The sequence below is a fragment of the Aureimonas sp. Leaf427 genome (assembly GCF_001425485.1).
Classification (GTDB): domain Bacteria; phylum Pseudomonadota; class Alphaproteobacteria; order Rhizobiales; family Rhizobiaceae; genus Plantimonas.
This window is the reverse complement of record NZ_LMQW01000034.1, coordinates 1-23,245: the sequence shown is the minus strand read 5'-3', so window position 1 is coordinate 23,245 and position 23,245 is coordinate 1. Positions and strand designations below refer to the sequence as shown.

General features: G+C 65.0%; 21 protein-coding genes. 8 read left to right on the top strand and 13 right to left on the bottom strand.

Annotated features, from left to right (window positions below; genetic code table 11):
• Positions 1-57: 57 nt before the first annotated feature.
• Together ASG62_RS16205 and ASG62_RS16200 are read left to right on the top strand one after the other, a co-directional pair.
• Positions 58-948, top strand: coding sequence for an ABC transporter permease (locus ASG62_RS16205; protein WP_056693941.1), 891 nt, complete (start codon positions 58-60; stop codon positions 946-948).
• Positions 941-1,990, top strand: a complete 1,050-nt coding sequence (locus ASG62_RS16200; protein ID WP_056693252.1) for a quaternary amine ABC transporter ATP-binding protein — start codon at positions 941-943, stop codon at positions 1,988-1,990. The genes ASG62_RS16205 and ASG62_RS16200 overlap by 8 nt, the downstream gene beginning before the upstream one ends.
• Before the next feature lie 7 nt (positions 1,991-1,997).
• Here the strand turns inward: ASG62_RS16200 and ASG62_RS16195 are convergent, their stop codons facing one another.
• Both ASG62_RS16195 and ASG62_RS16190 read right to left on the bottom strand, forming a co-directional pair.
• On the bottom strand, positions 1,998-3,434 hold the full coding sequence (locus ASG62_RS16195; RefSeq protein ID WP_056693249.1) for a sensor histidine kinase: 1,437 nt from the start codon (positions 3,432-3,434) through the stop codon (positions 1,998-2,000).
• Entirely contained in the window at positions 3,431-4,105 is a 675-nt protein-coding gene (locus ASG62_RS16190) for a response regulator transcription factor (protein ID WP_056693246.1), read from the bottom strand. Before ASG62_RS16190 ends, ASG62_RS16195 begins: the two co-directional genes overlap by 4 nt.
• A gap of 141 nt (positions 4,106-4,246) precedes the next feature.
• On the opposite strand from ASG62_RS16190, the gene ASG62_RS16185 reads away from it, so the two are divergent.
• Complete coding sequence (locus ASG62_RS16185) at positions 4,247-5,200, top strand: hypothetical protein (RefSeq protein ID WP_056693243.1); 954 nt, start codon at positions 4,247-4,249, stop codon at positions 5,198-5,200.
• Positions 5,201-5,291: 91 nt separating this feature from the next.
• Here ASG62_RS16185 and ASG62_RS16180 read toward each other — a convergent pair whose 3' ends face one another.
• Both ASG62_RS16180 and ASG62_RS27270 read right to left on the bottom strand, forming a co-directional pair.
• On the bottom strand, positions 5,292-5,510 hold the full coding sequence (locus ASG62_RS16180) for a hypothetical protein (RefSeq protein WP_056693240.1): 219 nt from the start codon (positions 5,508-5,510) through the stop codon (positions 5,292-5,294).
• A gap of 172 nt (positions 5,511-5,682) precedes the next feature.
• Entirely contained in the window at positions 5,683-5,829 is a 147-nt protein-coding gene (locus tag ASG62_RS27270) for a hypothetical protein (protein ID WP_164470476.1), read from the bottom strand.
• Positions 5,830-6,005: 176 nt separating this feature from the next.
• Here ASG62_RS27270 and ASG62_RS16175 point away from each other — a divergent pair, with 176 nt between their 5' ends.
• Positions 6,006-6,350 carry a hypothetical protein gene (locus ASG62_RS16175; protein WP_056693236.1) on the top strand — a complete coding sequence of 115 codons (345 nt, stop codon included), beginning with the start codon at positions 6,006-6,008 and terminating at the stop codon, positions 6,348-6,350.
• A gap of 128 nt (positions 6,351-6,478) precedes the next feature.
• Entirely contained in the window at positions 6,479-7,513 is a 1,035-nt protein-coding gene (locus ASG62_RS16170; protein WP_056693234.1) for a GlxA family transcriptional regulator, read from the top strand.
• Positions 7,514-7,630: 117 nt separating this feature from the next.
• Here the strand turns inward: ASG62_RS16170 and ASG62_RS16165 are convergent, their stop codons facing one another.
• Both ASG62_RS16165 and ASG62_RS16160 read right to left on the bottom strand, forming a co-directional pair.
• Positions 7,631-8,470, bottom strand: coding sequence for a DUF1194 domain-containing protein (locus ASG62_RS16165; RefSeq protein WP_056693233.1), 840 nt, complete (start codon positions 8,468-8,470; stop codon positions 7,631-7,633).
• Between the two features lie 105 nt (positions 8,471-8,575).
• Positions 8,576-11,089 (bottom strand): GcvT family protein, encoded by a 2,514-nt coding sequence (locus ASG62_RS16160; protein WP_056693232.1) that lies wholly within the window; start codon positions 11,087-11,089, stop codon positions 8,576-8,578.
• Positions 11,090-11,367: 278 nt separating this feature from the next.
• Between ASG62_RS16160 and ASG62_RS16155 the strand changes: the two genes are divergently transcribed.
• Positions 11,368-13,185, top strand: coding sequence for a hypothetical protein (locus ASG62_RS16155; RefSeq protein ID WP_156382199.1), 1,818 nt, complete (start codon positions 11,368-11,370; stop codon positions 13,183-13,185).
• A gap of 37 nt (positions 13,186-13,222) precedes the next feature.
• Here ASG62_RS16155 and ASG62_RS16150 read toward each other — a convergent pair whose 3' ends face one another.
• From ASG62_RS16150 to ASG62_RS16125, 6 genes are all read right to left on the bottom strand, one after another.
• Entirely contained in the window at positions 13,223-14,677 is a 1,455-nt protein-coding gene (locus ASG62_RS16150) for an aspartate aminotransferase family protein (protein ID WP_082537117.1), read from the bottom strand.
• 11 nt (positions 14,678-14,688) lie between these two features.
• Entirely contained in the window at positions 14,689-15,699 is a 1,011-nt protein-coding gene (locus ASG62_RS16145) for an NAD-dependent epimerase/dehydratase family protein (protein ID WP_056693231.1), read from the bottom strand.
• Complete coding sequence (locus ASG62_RS16140) at positions 15,696-16,130, bottom strand: transporter (protein WP_056693227.1); 435 nt, start codon at positions 16,128-16,130, stop codon at positions 15,696-15,698. The genes ASG62_RS16145 and ASG62_RS16140 overlap by 4 nt, the downstream gene beginning before the upstream one ends.
• Before the next feature lie 148 nt (positions 16,131-16,278).
• The gene (locus ASG62_RS16135; RefSeq protein ID WP_056693226.1) at positions 16,279-17,718 is read right to left on the bottom strand and encodes a UbiA family prenyltransferase; all 1,440 of its coding nucleotides are present in this window, start codon (positions 17,716-17,718) and stop codon (positions 16,279-16,281) included.
• Between the two features lie 443 nt (positions 17,719-18,161).
• Positions 18,162-19,088, bottom strand: a complete 927-nt coding sequence (locus ASG62_RS26625; protein ID WP_156382198.1) for a hypothetical protein — start codon at positions 19,086-19,088, stop codon at positions 18,162-18,164.
• 5 nt (positions 19,089-19,093) lie between these two features.
• Positions 19,094-19,774 (bottom strand): acetyltransferase, encoded by a 681-nt coding sequence (locus ASG62_RS16125; protein ID WP_056693223.1) that lies wholly within the window; start codon positions 19,772-19,774, stop codon positions 19,094-19,096.
• Positions 19,775-19,910: 136 nt separating this feature from the next.
• On the opposite strand from ASG62_RS16125, the gene ASG62_RS16120 reads away from it, so the two are divergent.
• Positions 19,911-20,279 carry an EamA family transporter gene (locus tag ASG62_RS16120; RefSeq protein WP_056693217.1) on the top strand — a complete coding sequence of 123 codons (369 nt, stop codon included), beginning with the start codon at positions 19,911-19,913 and terminating at the stop codon, positions 20,277-20,279.
• An 84-nt stretch (positions 20,280-20,363) separates the two neighbouring features.
• Positions 20,364-21,998, top strand: a complete 1,635-nt coding sequence (locus tag ASG62_RS16115; RefSeq protein WP_056693215.1) for a hypothetical protein — start codon at positions 20,364-20,366, stop codon at positions 21,996-21,998.
• 198 nt (positions 21,999-22,196) lie between these two features.
• Here the strand turns inward: ASG62_RS16115 and ASG62_RS16110 are convergent, their stop codons facing one another.
• Complete coding sequence (locus ASG62_RS16110) at positions 22,197-23,189, bottom strand: IS481 family transposase (RefSeq protein ID WP_056697837.1); 993 nt, start codon at positions 23,187-23,189, stop codon at positions 22,197-22,199.
• Positions 23,190-23,245 lie beyond the last annotated feature (56 nt).

Below are 23,245 nucleotides of genomic sequence, written 5' to 3'. Positions count from 1 at the left end.
GGGGCGGCATCGGGGAAGCGGCGCTTGAACGCATTGACGGAGTTTTTCCGGTCCTCGTTGCCGGACTGGCTGGTGCGGTTTCCCGCCATCGACCGCGGCACGCTGCGCGATGTCGCCCGCACCATCGACGGGCAGTATCGCCAGTTCTCCCGCAGCTGGGGTGATACGATCGAAGCGATCTTCCGGCCGCTTCTCGATTTCCTTCTCTGGTTCGAGAAGCTCCTTCTCGGCACGCCCTGGCCCATCGTCCTCCTCGTCATCACCGCCATCGTCTGGTTCGCGAGCCGCTCGCTCCGGATCACGATCGGAACCTTCGCGGCCATGCTCGCCATCGGCATTCTAGGCATGTGGGAGCCGACGATGCAGACGCTGTCGATCATCGTGGTCTCGACGCTGATGTCGATCGTCGTCGGCCTGCCCATCGGGATCGTCATGGCGAAGTCGGATCGGGTGCAGGCCGTGGTCGCGCCGATCCTCGACGTGATGCAGACCATGCCCTCCTTCGTCTATCTCATCCCGATCGTGATGCTGCTCGGCATCGGCATCATTCCGGGCCTGATCGTCGTCGTGATCTACGCGATGCCGCCGATCATCCGTCTGACCAATCTCGGCATCCGCCTGGTCGACAAGGAGGTCATGGAGGCCGCCGACGCCTTCGGCGCCTCCGGCAGCCAGCGCCTCTTCCAGGTCCAGCTGCCGCTCTCGCTGCCGACCATCATGGCCGGCATCAACCAGACGATCATGATGGCGCTCGCCATGGTCGTCGTCGCCTCGCTGATCGGCGTGCGCGGCCTCGGCCAGCCCGTTCTCCAGGCGATCCAGAACCAGTACTTCACGCAAGGCGTCATGAACGGCATGGCCATCGTCGCCATCGCCATCATCTTCGACCGCGCCAGCCAGGCCTTCGGCAAGCGCCTCCAGCGTCATCGAGAGGCCGCCCATGGTTGAGCCCGCGATCCGCATCCGCTCGCTCTACAAGATCTTCGGCGCCCGCGACCGGGAGCTCGTTGCGGCCGTGCGCGCCGGCATGGGCAAGGCGGAGCTTCTGTCGGAGCATCGCCATGTCCTCGGCCTGAAGGACATCAACATCGACATGCCGAAGGGCGGCATCCAGGTCGTCATGGGCCTGTCCGGCTCCGGCAAGTCGACCCTGATCCGCCACATCAACCGGCTGATCGAGCCGAGCGGCGGCGAGATCGTGATCGACGGCGAGAACGTCCTCGCCATGTCGCCGGGCAAGCTGCGCGACCTGCGCCGCCACAAGATCTCCATGGTCTTCCAGCGCTTCGGCCTTCTGCCGCACAAGACGATCTACGACAATGTCGTCTACGGCCTCGCCATCCAGGGCGTCGCAGCCGACAAGCAGCGCGCTTCCGCCCATCGCTGGATCGAACGCGTCGGCCTGAAAGGCTACGAGGACCGCTATCCCGCGCAGCTTTCGGGCGGCATGCAGCAGCGGGTGGGCTTGGCCCGCGCGCTCGCGACGAATGCGGACATCCTCCTGATGGACGAGGCCTTCTCCGCCCTCGATCCGCTGATCCGCAGCGACATGCAGAGCGTTCTCCTCGATCTGCAGGAGGAGTTGCAGAAGACGATCGTCTTCATCACCCACGACCTCGACGAGGCCCTGCGGCTCGGCGACCGCATCGCGATCCTGCGCGACGGCGAGATCGTGCAGCAGGGAACGGGCCAGGAGATCGTGCTGAAGCCGGCCGACGACTACATCCAGTCCTTCGTGCGCGAGGTGAACCGGGGGCGCGTCATCGAGGTTCAGACGATCATGGAGCCGGGCGAGGCCGGCATCGACGGCCCCGCGATCGAAACCGGCGCCGTCATCGAGGAGGCCGCGCGCGCCATGACCCGCCACGGCGTCTCCGCCGCCCGCATCGTGGACGCCGCGGGCAAGCCGCTCGGCCGCGTGACGCTCCAGGGCGTGATCGCCGCCATGGTTTCGCCGGCCGAGCACGAGCAGGCGCCGGTCGGCGCCTGACCGCCGCTCAGCTCGCGGCCGGCGGCGCGGCGGGAAGGCTGAGCCGGGCAAGCAGGCCGCCGCTCGCGCCCCGTTCGAGAACGAGGCTCCCGGCATAGAGTTCAGCGAGTTCCGACGTGATGGGCAGGCCGAAGCCATGGCCGGGCGCAGTCTCGTCCAGCCGCCGGCCGGGCTGCATCACCGCCTCGATGTCCGGATCGGACAGGCCGGGCCCGTCGTCTTCGATCGCGACCACGGCCATCCGGCCCTCGCGGAGGGCGGTGAGGCGAACGGAGGAGACCGCGAAGCGGCTGGCATTGTCGAGGAGATTGCCGAGCATCTCGTCGAGATCCTCCGGCTCCACAGCAACGAGAAGCCCGCTCGGCACGGCGATCGAAACGGAAAGGCCGCGCCCGGCGCTGAGGCGCTCGATGACGGCGCCGAGATCCTCGGCATGGGCGGCAAGGTCCGTGCGGTAGCGCGCGTGCCCATCGAGCGCGGCGGCCCTCGCCCGACGCAGATGGTGGCGGATACGCCGATCCATGAGTTCGATCGAACCGTTGAGGTCACGCCGCTCGGCCGCGCCGGGCAGGCGCTCGAGCGCTGCGGAGAGTGTGGCGAGCGGCGTCTTCAGGCCATGGGCGAGATTGGCGACATGGCGGCGCGCCTGCCTGAGGTTGGCCGCATCCTGCTCGATCAGCGCATTCAGCTCCTCCACCAGGGGCCGAAGCTCGGCGGCTTCGACGGGCGGCACCCGGTCGCGCTCGCCCGAGCGCACCGCCGCCAGCGAGGCCCGCAGCGCCTCCAGCGGCGCGAGGCCGAAGCGGACCTGAAGCGCGATGGCGCCGACGAGGAGCAGCCCGCACAGCCCGATCGGCAGGGCGACCGCAAGGCTCGCGTCGCGGAGCGGGCGGCTGACCGCCGTCTTCGGCGCCGTCGCCAGGATCAGAAGCGACTGCCCGCCCGCCTCGACCCGTCGGCTGCGCACGATCAGCCCCGCCTCCTCGGCCGCGGCCGATGGCGCACGCCCCCGCCCCCGTCGCCCGCCCTCTTCGGCGGCAAGATCGCCCGGCAGGATCTCGTCGCCGAGCGAGGCGGCCCGCGCGATGGGTCCGTCCGCCCCCTCCACCTGCCAGTACCAGCCCGAGCCCTTGCGGTCGAAGGGCGGGCGGTCGAGATCGCGCGCGCGTTCGATCCAGGGATGCAGGGGCCGCGGCGGGCGATCCTCCTCGCGCTCGCCGCCACGCTCGCGCCGTGGCGGCCGGTTGGGCGGCAGGGTGGCCAGGATATCGGCGATCTGCGTCTCGAGGCGCGCCTCGACCTCGCCGCGCACGAAGCGCTCGAACACCTTGCCGACGACGAGGCCGACGACGAGCATGGAGAGGAGAATGAACACCGTCGCCGAGAGAACGAGGCGTCCGCGCAGCGAGCGCGAGAAGCCGGCGAAGGCTCGGCGAAGGTTCAAGCGCCCGCCTCCGCCGAGGCGGTGATGCGATAGCCCAGCCCCCGCACGGTCTCGATCATGGCATGCCCGATCTTGCGGCGCAGGCGCGCGATGATGACCTCGACGGAATTGGAATCGACGTCGGCATCGCCCTCGTAGACCCGCTCGATGAGATCGGCGCGCGGCACGACGATCTCTTTGCGCAGCATGAGACAGGAGAGGACGCGCCATTCGAGCGCCGTCAGCTTTATCGGCAGGCCGTCCTTCTCGAACGTGCCGATCTGCGCGTCGAAGGCGATCGGACCGCAGACGATCCGCGCATCGCCATGGCCGCGCGATCGGCGCACCAGCGCGCGCAGACGCATGACGAGCTCCTCGATGCGGAAGGGCTTCACCAGATAGTCGTCGGCGCCCGCCTTGAAGCCCTGCACCTTGTCGCTCCAGCCGTCGCGCGCGGTGAGAATGAGCACGGGAAGCCCCTTCCCCGCCACGCGCCAGGCCTTCAGGACGCCGAAGCCGTCGATCTTGGGAAGGCCGAGATCGAGCACGGCCGCATCGAAGGCTTCGGTCTCGCCGAGATGGGCGGCATCTTCGCCGTTGAAGGCGGTGTCGACGGCGAAGTTCTCCGCGCGGAGCGCCGCCTGGATCTCGCGGCTGAGGGAAAGGTCGTCCTCGACAAGGAGAATGCGCATGAAGGGGTCCGTCTCCGCGCTCGCGGCTTGAGGGCTTCGGGCTACGCCGCCCGGCTGAACGGAACCTGAACCAACCCATTCAGAGGAGGTTGCGCGGCCATCGCTAGAACCTCGGTCATCGACGCAACAAAGGACAGATCGATGACGCTTTCCATCACCCGCCGCACCGCTAAGGCGCTCGCCGCCGCAGCGATCGCCCTGCCGATCCTGGCCGGAACCTCGCTTTCCTTCGCTCAGGGCACGCCTGCCCCGGCCGCTCCCGCGGCCCCGCTCGCCACCGCCGCGACGCCGCCGGCCCCGGCCGCCGATGCACCCGAGACGCTCGAGATCGGCGCGCTTCGCGACATGAGCCGCATCGCCATCAAGGGCCGCGTCGCGGAGGTCTTCGGCGACACGTTCATCGTCGAGGATGCCAGCGGCCGCGCCCTGGTCGAGACCGGCCCTGGCCGCAAGGGCGGCGCGAAGGTCGCCGTGGGCGAGACCGTCACCGTCGAGGGACGCTTCGGCCGAGGCACGTTCCAGGCGGCAGCCATCGTCCACGAGGACGGCCGCCGCGAGGCCCTGCGCGATCCCCGCGGCCCCGGCCGCGACGGGCGCGAGGATGGCGACCGCCGCGCCGACCGCGATGGACCGGACGGTCGCGACGGCCCGCGCGGCCCCGGCCACCACAAGAAGCACCATGACGGCCCGCGCGCCGAGAAGGACGATGAAAAGGGCGGCGTTCTCGGCTGGTTCTCCGGCGGCGTCGACGAGGCCGCAGCCACCAAGACGGTGACGGACGCCGGCTACAGCGACGTCTCGCTCGTCGACACCGGGCCTCGCCATGCCGAGTTCCGCGCCAAGGATGCGGCCGGTGCCGAGTGGAGCGTGAAGGTCGACGACGACGGCGAGATCGCCGAGCGCGAGCCCTACAAGGCCGAGATGACCGAGGCCGAAGCCAAGTCCGCCGTCGAGAAGCTCGGCTACACCTATGAAGGCGACTTCGAGGCCCGGCGCGAGCATGTCGAGGTCGAGGCCAAAGACAAGGCTGGCAAGACGGTCGTCGTGGAGCTCAACACCGACGGCAGCCTGCGCAAGGAGCGCTTCGACAACTAAGCCCGCCGGACGCCGAGACGCGAACGAGAAGGCCGCCCGACGCGAACCGGGCGGCCATTCTTTGCTGGAAGAAAAAGGAGATGCGGAAGGATCAGGCGGCGCGCGGCCGGCGACCGCGCCCATGCGGCGAGGCCGCGGCGTAGCAATCCGAGATGTGACCGTGATTGGCGGCGGTCGCGGGCTTTACGAGAGCAGCCTCGATGCGGCTCGGCTTGAAGCCGCTATCGGCCAGGAGCTTCACCAGCGCCGCGACGGCGCCGATCTCGCGCTCATGCTCGCTCTGGTGGCTGGAAAACGATGAACCGATCAAATGGCACCCTCCCGGTCGACAGGTGCGGATGATGGTCGGAACCGGCTTAAGAGCCGGTTAAACGTTCAGGCAAACGAACGGACCGGTCATGACGGCCGATCCGTTCGTTCTGTCGGATGGGGAGAAGCCGCCGTCTCGACGACGGAACGAGCGCTCCGGCGCGTCGCTGCCTTTAGCGGGCGACGTCGTTGACGGCTGCGCCGGTCGCATCGACCGTGTTGCCGACATCGCGGCCGACGCCGCGCACCGTGTTGGCGCAGGCGGAAAGGGTGATAGCAGCGGCGATGGCGAGCGAGAGAGCGGCGATACGGCGGGACATGGGCTTACTCCGTTGACGTCATGTGGCCAAAAAACGGCGAGCCTTCCCTATGGTTCCGCCGGATGTCACAGGACGGTGAAGAAATTTTCAAACGTTAGACACTTGAAAGATTGTACCAACCGGCCGGTGCTAGGTTCGCATGGCCCCGCTCCCGGGGGCCCCGAGCGAGGCCAGCCATGCAGAAGCCGACGAACAATGCTGCCGTGGAGATTTCGACCCTCGTGATGCTGTCTCCGCTGGTCATCGCCAGCCGGATGACGGAGTTCTGGTTGACGGCCGCCTCCCCCACCGCAAAGTCCAGACGCGAGACCGTTCGCATGGTCACCGAGAAGATGCAGGCGGTCGGCGAGAGCGCGATGGCCGTCAACATGGCCGTGACGGGGCTGGCCATCCAGAGCGCGGCGGCAGCGGCGACCGGCACGGTTCGCCAGACGCACAACGACGTCGACACGATCCTGACTGCAGCGCTGAAGCCCTACAGTTCGCGCGTCACGGCGAACCGCAAGCGGCTTTCCACCTGAACAGGTTTTCGCGCCCCGATACCAGAAATACGAAGGAAGTCCGTGGGGCGGCGTCCATCTCAGCTTGAAACCGTTCCAGGAAACGCGCAAGTTCGCTAAGGCCGTAACGCGAAACCAGCCGAGCGTTCATGCATCATGCCGCCATTCGACCCGTCGCGAAGGAAACGCCTGCGCTGAAGCGCAGCATCGTGTTCCTCCTCGCACCGAACTTTTCGATGATCGCCTTCGCGATGGCGATCGAGCCCCTTCGCATCGCCAATCGAATCCTCGGCTACGAGTCCTATCGCTGGCGCCTCGTCTCGCCGGACGGAAACCCGATCTTCGCCTCCAACGGCGTCGAGATCGCGGTGGGCTCCTCGGTCGAGGACGAGCGCAAGCAGCTTCAGGGCGAGCGCAGGCCGTCCATGGTCTTCGTCTGCTCCGGCGTCTACGTCGAGGATTTCAACGACCGGTCGAGCTTCGCCTTCCTGCGCGAGGCGCATGGGCGCGGCGTCTCGATCGGCGGTCTCTGCACAGGCGCCTGGATTCTCGCCCGCGCCGGACTTCTGGCGGACCGGCGCTGCGCGATCCATTGGGAGAACCTGCCGGGCTTCGCCGAGGCCTTTCCGCGCGCCGACGTCCATGCCGACCTCTTCGAGATCGACCACAACATCTTCACCTGCGCCGGTGGCACCGCCGCGCTCGACATGATGCTGGCGCTGATCGGCGAGGATCACGGCGAGGACGTCGTGAACCGGATCTGCGAACAGGCGCTGACCGACCGCGTCCGCGCGAGCCACGACCGGCAGCGTCTGCCCCTGCGCGCCCGGCTGGGCGTCCAGCACACCAAGGTCCTCGCCATCATCGAGATCATGGAGGCCAATCTCGGCGAGCCGCTCTCGCTGGTCGAGATTTCCAAGGGCGTGCAGCTGTCGCGCCGGCAGGTGGAGCGTCTGTTCGAGAAGGAAATGGGCCGCTCGCCCGCGCGCTACTATCTGGAGATCCGGCTCGACCGGGCCCGGCACCTCCTCCTCCAGTCCTCGCTGCCCATCGTCGAGATCGCGGTCGCCTCCGGCTTCGTCTCCGCGTCGCATTTCTCCAAATGCTACCGCGAACTCTACGGACGCTCCCCGCAGCAGGAACGCGCCGCCCGCGCATTGGTCGGAACCACGGCCGCCGCCTGACGAAAATCCGCCTTCGAAGTTCCATTCCCGAGCCCCGATGATCCGTCGGGGCGGCAACGGTTCCTGTGCCTCAACCCCAAGCGAGGCATTCGAGGATGGCGGCCGCGGCGGCGGCGCTCAGCGGTCCGTCGGCCAGCGGAACTGCCGGTCCTGCCACTGCCGCTCGCCGATCAGGCAGTCCACCGCGTCGGCATCGGCGGCGATCCGCACCGGCCGCTCCCCGTCCTCGACCTTCGGCAGCGGCCAGCCGCCGGCGAGTTCCATCACCAGCTTGCGTCGGACGGCCTCGGGAAACTGGGCCCAGTCGTTGACCGGGATCATGAAGGCGCCGGGGCCGCCGATGACGCAGGTTGCGTAGTAGCGGTCGAGATGGGGGATCGAGCCCCAGGACGCAGCGCCCTCCGAGGCGCCGGAGGTCATCAGCGGCAGGCCGTTGATGGTGATGCCGCGACGGGCGGCGGCGTCGCGGGCCTCCGTCACGAGGCGCCCCTGGTTGTTCGGACCGTCGCCGGACACGTCGATGACCCGGCGCAGGCCCTTGAACCCGTTCGCGTCGAACATCGGCGCGGCCACGTCGATCGCAGACGAGATCGAGGTTCGGCGCGCGCGCTCGGGCTCCTCTTCGGAGAGGCGATAGGCGAAGGCCTCGGCGGAGGCCTTGGAGTCGATCAGCGTCCAGGGAACGATGACGCTCTGCGAGAACTCGCCGGCCCATTCGACGTAGGTCACGGCGACCTTCTGGTGGCCGCCGCCGAGAATGGCCTCCTGCACCTCCGCGCTGCGGAAGGCGGCGACATAGCCGTCTCGTTGAATTCGCTGCTCGCCGGAATCCATCGACCAGGACGCATCGACCGCCAGCACAAGCTCGACATCGACCGGCATCTCCTCCGCGGCCCGGACGGAACCGGGAGCGAAAGGCAGCACACAGGCGAGGAACCAGACGATCCGGCGGCGCATGAGGGGATCGTTTCCCCGATCACGCACCGCCGCAAGTCACAAGCCCGTCATAGTCCGATACAGGCGCGCCGATCTGGCGCGCGGGGGCCGGCGGAGGCCTGCCGCTCAGGCGCGCAGGCGCTCGTTTTCCGGATCGAACGGGCTCTCGCCGATGACGGTCGCATCGAAGAGCTTGCCGAGGATCTTGATCTGCAGCCGCGTGCCCTCGACGGCCAGATCCGGCCGCAGCATGGCGAGCGCCAGGCTCTTGCCGACGCGCCAGCCGTAGCCGCCGTTCGTGGCGCGCCCGACCAGCGCGCCGTCCAGATAGATCGGCTCAGAGCCGCGCGCGTCGACATCCGTGACGCCATGCACCTCCATCGTCGCGAAGAGCGCCGAAAGCCCCGCCGCCCGGCCGGCCGCTGCCGCGTCGCGCCCGATGAACGCGCCCTTGTTCGGGTGCACGAAGCGATCGAGCCCGGAGCCAAAGGCATTGTATTCGATGGAGAGTTCACGGCCCATCTGGCGATAGGACTTCTCGATCGACATGACGCCCATGGCGCGGATGCCGAAGGGCTTGATGCCGAACTCGGCGCCGGCCTCCATCAGGAGGTCGTAGAGCGCGTTCTGCATCTCGATCGGATGATGCAGCTCCCAGCCGAGCTCGCCGACGAAGTTGACGCGCAGCGCATCGAGCGTGACGGGGCCGACCGAGATGGACTGGCCCGTCAGCCAGGGAAAGGCTTTGGTGGAGAGGTCGGCGCGCGTCAGCTTGGCGAGGACATCGCGCGACTTCGGGCCGGCGAGAACGAGCACGCCGGTCGACTGCGTGATCGTGCGGAAGGAGACGCTGCCATCGGCCGGCAGGAGCTTCTTCATCGTGTCGTGATCGACCGATTCCAGCGCGCCGCCGGAGACGAGATAGAACTCGTTCGGGCGACGCTCGTAGACGGTGAACTCCGAGCGCACGCCGCCGGCCGGCGTCAGGAGATGGCAGAGCGCGACGCGGCCGCGATTCTTCGGGATGCGGTTGGCGAGAACCGAATCCAGCCAGGCGCGCGCGCCGGGGCCGGTGACGAGCGCCTTGGCGAAGGCGCTCATGTCGAGAAGGCCGACGCCCTCCGTCACCGCCTTCACCTCGTTCCCGACATGCTCGAAATAGTTGGAGCGGCGGAAGGACCACTTCTCGCGGATCTTGCCCGTGTGATCGGCCGGCGCATGATTGTCCTTCAGAAGCACGTCGGCCCCGAGATCGAGCTCGGCGGCGGGCACCTCGTAGCCCGCGGGCGCATACCAGTTGGCGCGTTCCCAGCCGTAGACCGAGCCGAACACGGCGCCCAGCGCCTTCTGCCGCTCGTAGGAGGGCGAGGTCTTCAGCGGGCGCGCGGCGGAGCGCTCCTCGTCGGGATAGTGGCAGGTGAAGACGTTGGCATAGGCCTCCTCGTTCTTGGCCTTGAGATAGCCCTCGCCGGCATAGGGGCCGAACCTCCGGGGATCGACGCCGGCCATGTCGACCGTCGGCTCGCCGTCCACCATCCACTCGGCCAGTTGCCAGCCGGCGCCGCCGGCCGCCGTGATGCCGAAGGAATGGCCCTCGTTCAGCCAGAAGCCCTTGAGGCCCGGCGCGGGGCCGACAATGGGCGATCCGTCCGGCGTATAGGCGATCGCGCCGTTATAGACCTTCTTGATGCCGACCTCGCCGAAGGCTGGCACGCGCTCGATGGCGGTCTCGATATGGGGCATCAGCCGGTCGAGCTCCTCCTGAAACAGCTCGTACTCGCTCTCGTCGTCGGGCCCGTCCATGTAGCAGCACGGCGCGCCCTTCTCGTACGGGCCGAGCAGCAGGCCGCCATTCTCCTCGCGCATGTACCAGGCGGAATCGCTCTCGCGCAGAACGCCCATCTCCGGCAGCCCCTGGCGCTTGCGCTCCACGATCGCGGGATGGGGTTCGGTCACGATATACTGGTGCTCGACGGGGATGACGGGCACGTCGAGCCCGACCATCCGCCCGGTGCGGCGGGCGAAATTGCCGGTGCAGGACACGACGTGGTCGCAAACGATGTCGCCCTGGTCGGTGGACACCTTCCACTCGCCGGAGGGGAGCTGCTCGATCGCGGTGACGGTCGTGTTGCGATGGATCTTGGCGCCGAAATCCCGCGCGCCCTTCGCGAGCGCCTGGGTGAGGTCGGCGGGCTGGATATAGCCGTCTTCGGGATGCTGGATCGCGCCGAGAATCCCGTCGGTCTCCGCGAGAGGCCAGATCTCCTTCAGCTCGCCCGGCGTCAGGAGCTTGACCTTGACGCCGATCGTCTCGGCGATGCCGGCATAGTACATGAACTCGTCCCAGCGATCCTTGGTGCGGGCGAGACGGATGTTCGAGACGTTAGAGAAGCCGACATTCATGCCGGTCTCTTCCTGCAGCTCCTTGTAGAAGCGCACGGAATAGCGGTGCAGCTGGCCGACCGAATAGCTCATGTTGAAGAGCGGCAGGAGACCGGCGGCGTGCCAGGTGGAGCCCGAGGTCAGCTCCTTGCGCTCGATGAGGACGCTGTCCGTCCAGCCCTTCCTGGCCAGATGGTAGAGCGTCGACACACCGACGACACCGCCTCCGACGACGACGGCACGGGCACGGCTCTGCATGGGAAACTCCTGGGAAAGCGGGACGGGGCAGGCAGGATCGAGAGCGGCCGACGCGAGGGCGCCCGACCGCCGGGGCCGGCCGCCCGGATCGTCGGACAGGGCGAAGACTAGTCGAGCCCTCGCCGGCCCCGCAGTCTCTTTGCGACATCGCCCGTCGGGCCGATCTCGGGCCCATGCCGCTGCGCATCCTGCGATTGCAGCCAATATTAAAGGTCGATTCACCCTGTTGGGAGAAGACTGCGGGACCGCCGAACTCCCGAGCCGGAAGCGTCCTCGCCGTGTCATCTCTTTCAGAAGCCTCCCGGAGGCCCGCGCTCTCGGGTCTTGCCCGTCTCGCCGCGCCGACGACCTTCGCGCTCGCCCTCCCCGTCCTCGCCGCGCTTCTTCTCTGCCTGAAGCTGACCCTGCCGCTCGGGCCGATGTACTGGGACCTCGTCGTCTTCTTCGACGGGGCGCAGCGGGTCTTGAGCGGACAGATCCCCTCGGTCGATTTCTTCGCGCCCGTCGGGGCGCTCGGCTACTGGCTCTTCGCCGCCGGCCTCAAGCTCTTCCCCGAGGCGCAGCCGCTGCTTCTGGCGCAGTGGATGCTTCTCGTCGTCACCCTGCCGCCGCTCCTGCCGGTGCTGCGCTCGGTGGAGACGCGGTCGCGCTGCCTCGCCTTCGCGCTGCTCGTGCCCTTCGCCGTGTTCCAGATGCTGCCGATGAACGTCGAACAGTATTCGACCTACCCGTCCGTCGACGGCTACGGCATCTACAACCGGCAGGTCGCGGAGGTGCTCTACGTCCTCACGACGGTGCTGGTCTTCGAGCGGCGGCAGCGGGTCCTGGCCTTCGCCATCGCCTGGTGCGTGACGGCCCTGTTCTTCCTGAAGATCACCGGTTTCATCAGCGCCGGGCTTCTCTGCGCCTTCGCCTTCGCGGCCGGCCGGATCGCCCTGCGCACGGCCCTTGCCGCGCTCGCGCTCTTCGTGGCGGTGCTCTGCGGCCTCGAAGCCTCGCTCGGCCTCGTCAGCGCCTATGTCGGCGGCATCCTGCAGCTCGTCGCCATGAACGAAGGCGTGCTCGCCACACGCTTCCTCCAGGCCGCCTCCATCCATTTCGGCATCTTCGGCACGGCCCTCTGCCTTCTCGCCGCCGTCGCCGCGATCGGCCTTCGCCCGGCTCTCGGCGACGCGACGGATCTCCTGAAGCGCCCTCGCCTTTCCGCCCTCGCCAAGCTTCTCGACCGCGACATGGTCTGGCTCGCCGTCACCCTCTTCGTCGGCCTCTTCTTCGAAACGCAGAACACCGGAGGCCAGGCCTTCATCCTCCTATGGCCGATCCTCCTCCACATCACGGTCTCAGCGACGCATCTCCGGGCGCGGCAGGCGGTCCTCGTCATCACGCTGGTTGCCGCGACCGCGATGCCGCCCTTCGTCGACGTTCTCGGCCGCTTCACGCGCGCCATCATCGGGCAGATGCAATATGTCGACCTGCCGCACACGCATCTGCGCAATCTCGGCTCGGTCACGCAGCGGCGGGAGATCATCGAGCGCGCCGAAAAGATGAACGCGATCTATACCGAGTTCCCGGAGACCTTCGCGGCCATCGCGGCCAAGGACCTCCTGCCGACCTTCACCATCTATTCGGAGCTCGACTTCCAGGCGGGATGGCTGATGGAAATCGACGAGGCCGTGGCCGGCATCCTGGCCTACGAGGCGGCGAACGGGGTGAGGTTCCAGACGATCATGTCGCTGAACTTCGTGAACCCCTTTCCCTATCTCCTCGATCGGCAGGCGCCCCTTCACATCGCGATCGGGGCCGATCCCTCGCGCGCCGTGCCTGCGCCGGACGGCGAGGAGCTGGAGAGCGTCCGGGCCGCCGACCTCATCCTCTACCCGACCTGCCCCATCACCACCGCCAACATCGCGCTTCGAACCATCTACGCGGCCGGCCTCGAAGGCCGCCGCGAAGTCCGCATCTCGAAATGCTGGATCGGCTACCTGAAAGCCGAGCGCCAGAGCCGGCGGACGCAACAGAACGAAGGCCGGGCGTCCTGGACACCCGGCCTCCTGTCGAACCTCGGCGAAAGCTGGCTGAAGCCGACGATCCAGTGACCCGGCCTCGTCGGCGGCCGCGTCCCTGGCTCCGCCCTCAGCCGAGCTGCGTCTTGATGAAATCCTTGACGATGCCGACGATGCCGCGCCCGAGCAGCTCGTCGAGCGCATCGACGAACTGATCGACCTGCTGCTCCGTGCAGATCAGCGGCGGCTCCAGGCGGATGACGTTGCGATTGTACTCGGTGAAGGCGACGAGGATGTCGTGATCGCGCAGCATCAGCGCGCCGATGAAGCCGGAGAGCGAGCCCTTCAGCTTGTCGTCGAGCAGCGCCACCATCGGGCGCAGCGCGAAGGGCAGCGTGCGGGAGAAGTCCTGGAACTCGATGCCGACCATCAGCCCGCGTCCGCGGATCTCCTTGACCAGCGTCGGGTACTTCTGCTGGAGCGCCTTCAGGCGCGTCAGGAGATGCGTGCCGACGATCTCGGAATTGCCGATCAGATCCTCGTCGTAGAGCGTGTTCAGCGCCTCGATGGCGGTGACGCAGCCCTCGCCGATGCCGCCGAACGTGGCGGCCGCGTGGATCATGGCCGTCTTCGGCGTGCCATAGGCCTTCATGTAGACCTCGCGGCGCGCGATCATCGCCGCCATCGCCGCCTTGCCGCCGCCGAAGCTCTTGGCGAGCGCGGTCACGTCCGGGATCACGCCATGGCGCTCGAAGGCGTAGAACGTGCCGGTCCGGCCGTAGCCGCACTGGACCTCGTCGGCGACCCAGATCACCTTGTGCTTGTCGCAGAGGGCGCGCACGCCCTTCCAGTAGTCGGTGGACGCCTCAATGATGCCGCCGCCGCCCTGGACGGTTTCGAGCACCACGACACCGATCTCGGGATCGCGCTCGATGCAGGCCGTCAGCGCCTCCAGATCGCCGAAGGGCACCTTGTAGCGGTTCTCCACCAGCTTGAACTCGCCCTGGTAGAGCGGCGAGTCGGTGATCGAGAGAACGCCCTTCGTCTTGCCGTGGAAGGAGTTCTCGGCATGGACGATCTTGCAACTCTTCCGGCCGGAGGCGCGCTCGGCGACCTTGATCGCGGCTTCCATGGCCTCCGAGCCGGAGGAGCCGAGGAACACCATGTCGAGATCGCCGGGGCTGATCGTTGCCAAGTTCTTGGCGAGCGCCGAGGCGTATTGCGACAGGAACGCGATCGCGATCTCGTGGCGCTTCTCCTCCTGGAACTGCCGGCGCGCGCCCGTGATGCGCGGATGGTTGTGGCCGAAGGCGAGCGAGCCGAAGCCGCCGAAGAAGTCGAGGATCTTCCGGCCGTTCTGGTCGATGTAGTACATGCCCTCGGCGCGCTCGACCTTCACCTTGTGAAAGCCGAGCAGCTTCATGAAATGGAACTGACCGGGGTTGATGTGGTCCTTGAAGAGGTCCGCCATCGTCGAGACGTCCATCGCCTTGGCGTCGTCGACGGTGAGAAGGTTCGGCTTCGGCGGCCCGTGGCGGATGCCGTCGTCGAGACGCGGCGCGGAAACGGTCGGTCGGTCCAGCATGGCGAGGTTCCTTATTCCGCGGCTTGCGCGAAGGTCGAGACGCCCTCGGCGCCGCCCTTCTTGGCATGATATTCGCTATAGGCGGCGATCAGCATGTCCTCGTCGCGATACTGGGGCACCCAGCCGAGCTGGAGCTTGCCCTTGGTCACGTCGAGCACGCAGTTCTCGTCGGCGATGAGATACTGCTCGGGGTCCATCAGCGGCCGGTTCAGCGCGTCGAGGAGATCGAGCGTCTTCTTCACCGCCCAGCCAGGCGTCGGGATCAGGATCGACCGCGAGCCGGCATGGCGGATGAGATCGCCCAGCAGCTTGCGGACCGGCGGCGGGTTGAGCGAGCCGAGATTGTAGGCTTCGTTCGGAACGCCCGCCTTCCAGGAGAGGCGCGCGGCCTCCGCGCAGTCGAAGACGGAGATGAACTGATAGGGATTCTTGCCCGAGCCGATCATCGGCACCGGCAGATTCGCGTCGATCAGCTTGAAGAGCTTCTCCAGAATGCCGAGGCGGCCGGGCCCGATGATGAGGCGCGGGCGGAAGAGCGAGATCTTCATGCCGCGCTCGCGCCAGTCGTGGGCGAGTTCCTCCGTGCGCCATTTCGACAGGCCGTACTCGCCGAGCGGTGCGACCGGGTGCTCCTCGGTCATCGGGAAGACAACCGTGTGGCCGTAGATCATGTCGGTGGTGAAGTGCACGAGCCGGTTCGCGCCCGCCCGGTCCATCGCCTCGATGATGTTTTTCGTGCCGTCGTAGTTCACGGGGAAGAAGAACTCGTGGCGCTTCGCCCGCACCTGCAACGGCGAGAGCATCTTGGCCGAGAGGTTGTAGACCATATCGTCGGGCGCGATCGGCACGGCGGCGATGGCGGCCGGATCGGTGACGTCGGTGTGGATGTGGCGGCACTCGGCGTAGTGGGCGAGCCCGCTCTTGGCGATGTCGGCGACGACGACCTCTTCGCCGTCTGCGACGAGCCGGGCTGCGAGATGACGGCCGACGAAACCGTCGCCGCCGAAGATCACATGTTTCATCGGGAAACCTCACCGTTCGAGGAGGAGAGCGCGGCGAGGTCGTCCTCGCCATGGATGGTGGAGCCGCCCTGCGCGATGAAGACCGTGCCGACGCAGATCAACGCGATGCCGCCGATGCGGTAGGCGTTGAGGTCCTCCTTGAAGAGGAGGTACGCGAAGACGGCGACGGCGACGTAGGCGAGCGACAGGAAGGGATAGGCGTAGGACAGCTCGACCTTCGACAGGACGAAGAGATGCGAGGCCATCGAGACGACGAAGGTGCAAAGGCCCAGAAACACGAAGGGGCTGAAGACGATCTGCAGGATCTTCAGAACCGGATTGACCCCGGCGAAGGACAGAGGCCCCAGCTGAATCATGCCGTACTTCAGCATCAGCTGAGCCGCCGCATTGGTGAACACGGTAAACAAGATGAACGGCAGAAATTTCGACATTCGAGGTCTTTCAAACTGTCGGTCCGGGAAAACGTCTAGCTCCAAAACACGCGTAGCGAGTAAAGGAAGTCGGTATGACAAAGCGGCCGCATCAAGGATGTTCGGATAGAGTCAACCGGACCTTAGCCTGGGGCTCCGAGAGCCGCCGTCAGACGAAGGCGGCGACGGCGAAGAGAGCGGCGCCCGCGGCGATCATGATCTGGCTGCGCCAGTCCTGCAGGATGAAGACGACGGGGTCTTCGTGCATCTGGTTGCGGCGCGCCAGAATCCAGATGCGCACGACGATGTAGAGGACGAGCGGACAGAGCGGCCAGAGAAGCCAGGGCACATCGTACATCCTACGGACCTCGACGCTGTCGATGTAGAGCGCGAGAACCAGCACCGAGGCGAAGCCGGATGCGATGCCGGACTGGCCGAGCATGTCGATGTCGACGTCGAGATACCCCCTCCCCGTCGTGGATCGCTCCGCGCCGATGCCGAAATCCATAAGCTCGGTGTAGCGCTTCACGAGGGCGAGAGAGAGGAAGAAGAAGACCGAGAAGGCCATGAGCCAGAAGGACCCGTCGACATCGGCCGCCGTGGCGCCCGCGACGATGCGCACCGTGTAGAGGCCGGCGAGCGTCAGGACGTCGATGAGGAGCATTCGCTTGAGGAAGAACGAATAGGCCGTCGTCGCCAGCATGTAGCCGCCGAGCACCCACATGAACTCGACCGGCAGCGTCGCCCCCAATCCCACGGCGGTCGCGAGAAGCCCGAGCCCCAGCATCAGGCCCGTCGGGATCGGCACGAGGCCGGAGGCGAAGGGCCTCCGGCGCTTGGTCTTGTGCCGCCGGTCGGCGGAGAGATCGAGGAGATCGTTGAGGATATAGACGGACGAGGCCGCGAAGGAGAAGGCGAAGAAGGCCGTCAGCCCCTTCACGACCATATCGAGATCGAGGAACTCGTGCGTCAGGACCAGCGGCACGAAGACGAGGATGTTCTTCACCCACTGATGCGGCCGCATCGCCTTGATGCAGCCCTTGAGAAGGCCGTTCCTCGGCGCCGGCAGAAGCTGCGCCCCCGCCTTGCGCTGCCAGCGGGCAGCCGTGCGGTCGGGCGCGACCACCGTCGCCTCGGCAGCGGCCGCGAGCAGGCAGACGTCCTCGTGGGAATTGCCGTAATATTCGAACCCGCCCGGGTCGCCCCGCGCTTCGATCCGCTCGAGCTTGCGCGACGCCGTCAGATTGACGTCGTCACAGCTCGCCATCACCTCGTCGAACAGTCCGAGATGCTCCGACACCGCATGGGCGAACCGCTCGTTCGCCCCCGTCGCCAGCACGACCCGCCGCCCGCTGGCCCGCGCGGCCGTGAGCTCGCGCACGACCTCCTCCCGGTAGGGCAGAAGCTCCGCCTCGAACTCCACCCGCTTGGCGATCTCCGCCTTCAGACAAGCCTTCCCCTTCGCCGCCCAGAACGGCACCCGCCAGAGAGACGCCGGCGCCTGCCGCGCGAGCAGAAACAGCGACTCCCAGAGGAGATCCGTCTTGATGAGCGTCCCGTCGAGATCGACGTAGATCGGCCGTTCAACGTGTATGACGCGGGCGTCCATGGGGCGCAGGTCCTCCGGATGCAGCCCGTCGGACGGGCAGACTTTATAGGAAGGACCATTGGGGCAACGACGTTTCCGTTGGATGAATTTGAAGCTGTTCGCGCCATGGCACAGGCTGATTTTTGCACGATTTGGTTAGGGCAAGCTCACTGTCATCGTTAAAACCGCCGGCACCATTGGAATGATTGGGTCGGCGTTCGGAAGCATTGCCGACCATTTTTCCCGTTTCGAGCGTTCCATGGGAATCCTGCACAGCCATCGTGTTATAAACGCAAAGGAAAGCGATCGACGCCATCGGTATAGGCAAAAGCGACGGATGGATCGAAACCTATAGGCATTCTTCGGTAGACTTGGTGAAGATTTCGATGCCTCCGAAGAACGAGCATCGTCCACCCGAACTCTGAAAGTCGCGGCGTTTCCCCATCTGCTGCGTGAAACGGTACTCAGGATACGCGAGGAACCTCGCCTCGCCAGACTGCAAAGCCGAAACCAGTAGCGCCGTATCCATTGCCGTTATACGCCAGCCATAGCCTACCGTGATGCCAAAACAACGCCGGATAGCAGGTTGCATCTCCATCCCATCCCGCCCCATCGGGAAGAAGACCATAGACATCGTCAGCGCGCTGCCAAGTCTCGCCGTCCAGACTGACTGCCGCACCGATGCGATATCGCTCGCCGCGGCATGCAAAAGCCATCAAAAAACCGCCGCCGATCGGCACGACCGTAGGACGAGCAATCGCATACTCATCCCGGTCGGCAAAACCGATCACGGTTCGCCCGTCTCGCTCCCATCGAACTCCGTCCCGAGAACGAGCCACCTTGACGACATGACTCATGTCAGCACTGCTCGCACCCCAGCTAAGGTTTGACCCATACCAAAGGCGCCAGTTATCTTCGGCCAACCGAAGAACCCACGGATAAGATAGAGTATAGGGGTCCTCCGGCGATCGATCGAGGAGCGGGCCGGCGAAAACGCGGTGGAACTGCGTCGGAGCTTGCTCGTCGGATCCAGCCAAGCCGATCGAATTGCGCCATGGAGCCCGCACCCCGAGGTTCCAGCCCATGTAGTAAAGGCGATGCCCATCGTCGAAAGGCACGATCGACCCGATGCCAACTCCATTATCGTCGAAACTGCCATCACTGCCGGGCGCGAGCGCCGCCCGGCAAACATCGCTCTGGAGCCTGACCTCCCCACCCAACGAGACGTCGACATAGGCAACGGAAGAACGGCTGTCTGCGGCGCGACTGCTGAAGAAAATGCGGAATAAATCTTCGCCTAGAGAAACGGGAGTGGGCAGAGCAGCGTGACTGATCGCGAAAGCCTGATGACCCGATGGAGCGAACGCAACGCCAAGGCGATCCCACCCCATACGTTTCAAATACCTCTCAATCGAGTGCTCGGAACCTTGGCTCGTTCCGTTCCTCGAGGGGCAACGACCGCAAGATCGGGTTGGTCTTCCAGCACCAAAGCCCCGGCCCCGAGGACACAGCGCTCGCCGACGGTGACATGGTCACGGATGGTCACGTTCACCCCGACAAAACTTGCTCGGCCGATGCGAACACCACCGGACACAACCACGTGCGACGCAACGAACACGTCGTCCTCGATCACGGAGTGATGCCCGATATGGTTGCCGCTCCAGAGGGTCACGTTGTTTCCCACGCGAGCGAACGGCTGGATCGTGTTGTCTTCGAGTATGAAGCAGTTCTCTCCGATCTCAAAGTCGGAAAAGATCGTCGCGCGGCTGCTCACATAGCTCACGAGTTCATAGCCCTTAGCTCGCGCGGCAGCGACCTTCTCTGTCCGTAGCGCATTGAGCCTGACGTAACTGAGAGCAACAAAAAAACGAAATCGATCGGCGGGATAGCTCTGTTCCACGGACTCGAATTCGACCAGCGGACGGCCACGAAACGTATCACCCGACTTGAACGCCGCATCGACCGCGAAGGCCGCAACTTCGAACGCAGAGTCTTCGGTAAAATAGACATCGGCAAGTTCTGCGATGTCGCCCGCACCGAAGATCACGATCGACTGTTTCGCCGCTTGTCCTACCATGCCAACTCCAACCCGAACCTGCTATCGACGCTCAAATAGCACACCTTCCCCATGCTGTCAGTCGCGGCGGATTTCATGAGTGGATCGGGTGGATGGGGCCTGATAATGGCTTTGCTGGAACAAGCTAGCGAGTCTCATGGACAAGTATCTCTTCATTGCCCTCACCCTCGGCCTGACCGCATACGGACAGCTCATCGTAAAAGCACGCGCTCTTCAGCATAGCACGATGCTGTCGGGTCGTAAGATCGATTATCTCTTCGCCATGTACACCGACATTGCTGTTCTGTCGGCGATGGCCGCAGCGCTGTTTGCAAGCGTTTGCTGGACTTTGGCACTTGAGAAAGCGGGGCTTACCTTTGCTTATCCCTTCATGGCTTTGAGCTTCGTCATCGTGCCGGTCGCCGCACGACTACTCTTGGGCGAGCCGATCAGTGGAATACAGATTGCTGGCATGGGGTTTATCCTTGCTGGCGTCGCTCTGACCGCGCTGGGCGCGTCGACCTAAATCGTGGCGGATTCGTCAGCCATTCCTCGGTCGGACCGGCGGCTCGATCTCGTAGCAGCATCTGCGATCGTAGCAATCGGACTCTTGTACTTCGCCGTTCGGCTGCCGCGCGGCGTCGACATCACCGATGAGGCTTACTACGTCACGCATGCCGTCGAATGGATTCGCAAAGGTTTTGCGGGCAGTACGAACCTTAATATTCAACAACTCTCGGCTCTTCCAACCTTTCCCGTCGTTCGCCTTTGGATGATGTGGAACGGTGGGCTTGAGGGCATTATTCTCGCGCTTCGTTGGACTTATGCCGCGCTAGCGGTGGGAACGGCGCTCGCACTCTACGACTTCACACGCCGCATCGGGCCTCGTTCGATCGCAGTGCCGGCGGGCCTGCTTGCCATAGCCTTCATTCCATTCGGGTTGCCTGCGCCGTCCTACAACACGATCGCGATGCTGGGATCAGCGTCGGCGCTATGCCTACTGGGAAGCGCGCTCCTAAACGCATCCGCAGATGCAAGGTTGAGATCGGCTCTTCTGCGCCTCAATCTATCGGCTCTCATATGGGTTGTCGTCGGGATATGCTATCCGACACTCGTTATAGCGCCAGCGATGTCCGCTGGCGTGGCCTTCATCTGTATCCCGCATACACGGCGCCTTATCATAACCTATATGGGGCTCATTGCGGCCTGGGGTGTCGTGGGAGCGTCTGTCCTGCTGCTCGTTTTCGGTATCGATCATCTGCTTTCGATGCTTGCCTATACGAGCCAGTCCGCGCAGCTCGGGGGTAGGTTCACCTGGAAGATCGATTTCGTTCTGGAACGCTTGGCAGCCGAACCGCTCGCTACAACGGCCTTTGCGGCAATGGCTTTGATACCGTTAGGTCTCTTGCGGCTGGAAGCCGCGAGGTTCGTTTCAAGCTTGAGCGCGCTTTTTGTAATTTGCTTTTGCTGCATTATGGCCGCTGGCCCTGTTGCTTACATCAAATCACATGATGTTATCATTCTCTGCTTTATCTTCTCGCTTCATTGTTTTTCGGGATTAGACGCCAGATCATCAGCGATTATCCTAGTGCGAGTGATCGTAATGAGCGGATTGGTCTGCAGCATGATCACTGCGTATACAGCGCTGTACAGTATCTACAATCTAGCAATCGGTGGCTTCGTATCGGCCGCTATCGGGTTGGCTTCGTTCGCAGGACGGCCTGTCGAGCGCACGACTTTGTGGCGTATAGCTCCACTCGCATTGTGCCTCGCGACCGTAGGCACCCTTACGATGTTCCGCATTTACGGGGAGGCAACTGGCTATTTATCCGCGGATGCGGAACGGGTGGAAAGCGGCCCCTTTCTTGGGCTCAGAACGTCGCCCGATTTGAAGGCATACATCGACACCGTGTCGGACGAATTTGCCCAGCACGTATCAACCAACGAGACCGTAACGGTCTTCGGACCTGTGGCGGGTCTCTATCTTCTGACGGACGGCATTCCACACGGCATCTCGACATGGCCCGCCAGCAGAGAGACCGGTCCAGAGGCGCGTGCAAAATGGACCGCGTTTTTGACTAAGGAACCACCGGATGCAATTGCATACTACGCGGACCCGTGGACAAAAGAACCATGGCCAGCTGAGGCATCTCCGTTAAACAACTATGGCGAAGTCTCCCGCTCGACCATTGGTTTTCGCACCTTCGTTTTGAGCCGCCGTGTCAACACTGAGCGAAAGCCGTAGCAGCCGTTCGGCGGTGCCACAGTTTTAATGGCAAAAGCGATGGCTCGATCGATTTCATACGATCGCGCGTCGGCGACTGTCGTTTGCCGTCGGTTCGTTAGATGTTTGGTCCCGGAATTTGGTGGTGTGGATCGATGGTGAACCTGGCCGGCTCTTCCGTCCAGGCTTTGCAGATCGCCTCGTACGGCGTGAGGCCGGCTAGATGTTTGGTCCCGGAATTTGGTGGTGTGGATCGATGGTGAACCTGGCCGGCTCTTCCGTCCAGGCTTTGCAGATCGCCTCGTACGGCGTGAGGCCGCGTAGGGTCTTCAGTCGGCGGGCGAAGTTGTAGGCGCCGACGAAGTCGCCGAGGTGCTGCCGGAGCTGATCGTGGCTGTCGTAGTGGAAGCGTTTGACGGTCGCGTCCTTGATCGTGCGGTTCATCCGCTCGACCTGGCCGTTTGTCCAAGGGTGACGCGGCTTGGTCAGACGGTGCTCTATGTCGAGGTGGGCACAGGCGCCCTCGAAGGCATGGCAACGAAAGAGAACCTTGTCGGCGCGCATCTGCTTAATCTCGGCTGGTGTCCAGGTTTCGCCGGAAGGCTCGGTGAAGTGTGTGCCATTGTCGGTCAGCACCGTGTGGATCTTGTAGGGAACGGCGGCGGCAAGAGCTCGGAGGAAATCGCCGGCGACACGGCGAGTCGCCTTCTCGTGCAGTTCGACGAAGGCGAACTTGGTCGTACGGTCGATGGCCACGAGGAGATAGAGCTTGCCCTCTGCGGTCCGCACCTCGGCAATATCGATGTGGAAGTACCCGATCGGATACCGTTTGAACTTCGATCGCCTGGGCTTGTCACCCTCGACGTCGGGCAGCCGGGAGATGCCGTGGCGCTGGAGACAGCGGTGCAGCGATGACCTCGTCAGATGCGGGATCGTGGCCTGAAGCGCATAAAGGCAGTCGTCGAGCGGCAGGAGCGTATGGCGCCGAAAGGCTACGATGACGGCCTCATCCTCGACTGACAGCACCGTGGAGTGCGGCTCGCTCGGTCCGGTCTTGCGATCGGCTGTCGAGGTTCGCTTCTTCCACTTCGCGACGGTCTTCGGGTTGATCCCGTAGCGCTTGGCCAGAGCTCTCAGGCTCTCTTGACTATGTTGTATCGCTCGACGGACTGCCGCAGTCGTCGTGGCGCTCCCGTGGTGAACTTGGCCCATAGTGCCTCCTTCCACTCGTGAGTGAAGACTGCACCATCAAAGCCTGGGATCAAACA

Coding starts and splice junctions, on each gene's coding strand:
- ASG62_RS16200 (WP_056693252.1), top strand. CDS start 941: ATGGTTGAGCCCGCGATCCGCATCCGCTCGCTCTACAAGATCTTCGGC.
- ASG62_RS16190 (WP_056693246.1), bottom strand. CDS start 4,105: ATGCGCATTCTCCTTGTCGAGGACGACCTTTCCCTCAGCCGCGAGATC.
- ASG62_RS16185 (WP_056693243.1), top strand. CDS start 4,247: ATGACGCTTTCCATCACCCGCCGCACCGCTAAGGCGCTCGCCGCCGCA.
- ASG62_RS27270 (WP_164470476.1), bottom strand. CDS start 5,829: ATGTCCCGCCGTATCGCCGCTCTCTCGCTCGCCATCGCCGCTGCTATC.
- ASG62_RS16175 (WP_056693236.1), top strand. CDS start 6,006: ATGCAGAAGCCGACGAACAATGCTGCCGTGGAGATTTCGACCCTCGTG.
- ASG62_RS16170 (WP_056693234.1), top strand. CDS start 6,479: ATGCATCATGCCGCCATTCGACCCGTCGCGAAGGAAACGCCTGCGCTG.
- ASG62_RS16165 (WP_056693233.1), bottom strand. CDS start 8,470: ATGCGCCGCCGGATCGTCTGGTTCCTCGCCTGTGTGCTGCCTTTCGCT.
- ASG62_RS16160 (WP_056693232.1), bottom strand. CDS start 11,089: ATGCAGAGCCGTGCCCGTGCCGTCGTCGTCGGAGGCGGTGTCGTCGGT.
- ASG62_RS16150 (WP_082537117.1), bottom strand. CDS start 14,677: ATGCTGGACCGACCGACCGTTTCCGCGCCGCGTCTCGACGACGGCATC.
- ASG62_RS16145 (WP_056693231.1), bottom strand. CDS start 15,699: ATGAAACATGTGATCTTCGGCGGCGACGGTTTCGTCGGCCGTCATCTC.
- ASG62_RS16140 (WP_056693227.1), bottom strand. CDS start 16,130: ATGTCGAAATTTCTGCCGTTCATCTTGTTTACCGTGTTCACCAATGCG.
- ASG62_RS16135 (WP_056693226.1), bottom strand. CDS start 17,718: ATGGACGCCCGCGTCATACACGTTGAACGGCCGATCTACGTCGATCTC.
- ASG62_RS26625 (WP_156382198.1), bottom strand. CDS start 19,088: ATGGGGTGGGATCGCCTTGGCGTTGCGTTCGCTCCATCGGGTCATCAG.
- ASG62_RS16125 (WP_056693223.1), bottom strand. CDS start 19,774: ATGGTAGGACAAGCGGCGAAACAGTCGATCGTGATCTTCGGTGCGGGC.
- ASG62_RS16120 (WP_056693217.1), top strand. CDS start 19,911: ATGGACAAGTATCTCTTCATTGCCCTCACCCTCGGCCTGACCGCATAC.
- ASG62_RS16110 (WP_056697837.1), bottom strand. CDS start 23,189: ATGGGCCAAGTTCACCACGGGAGCGCCACGACGACTGCGGCAGTCCGT.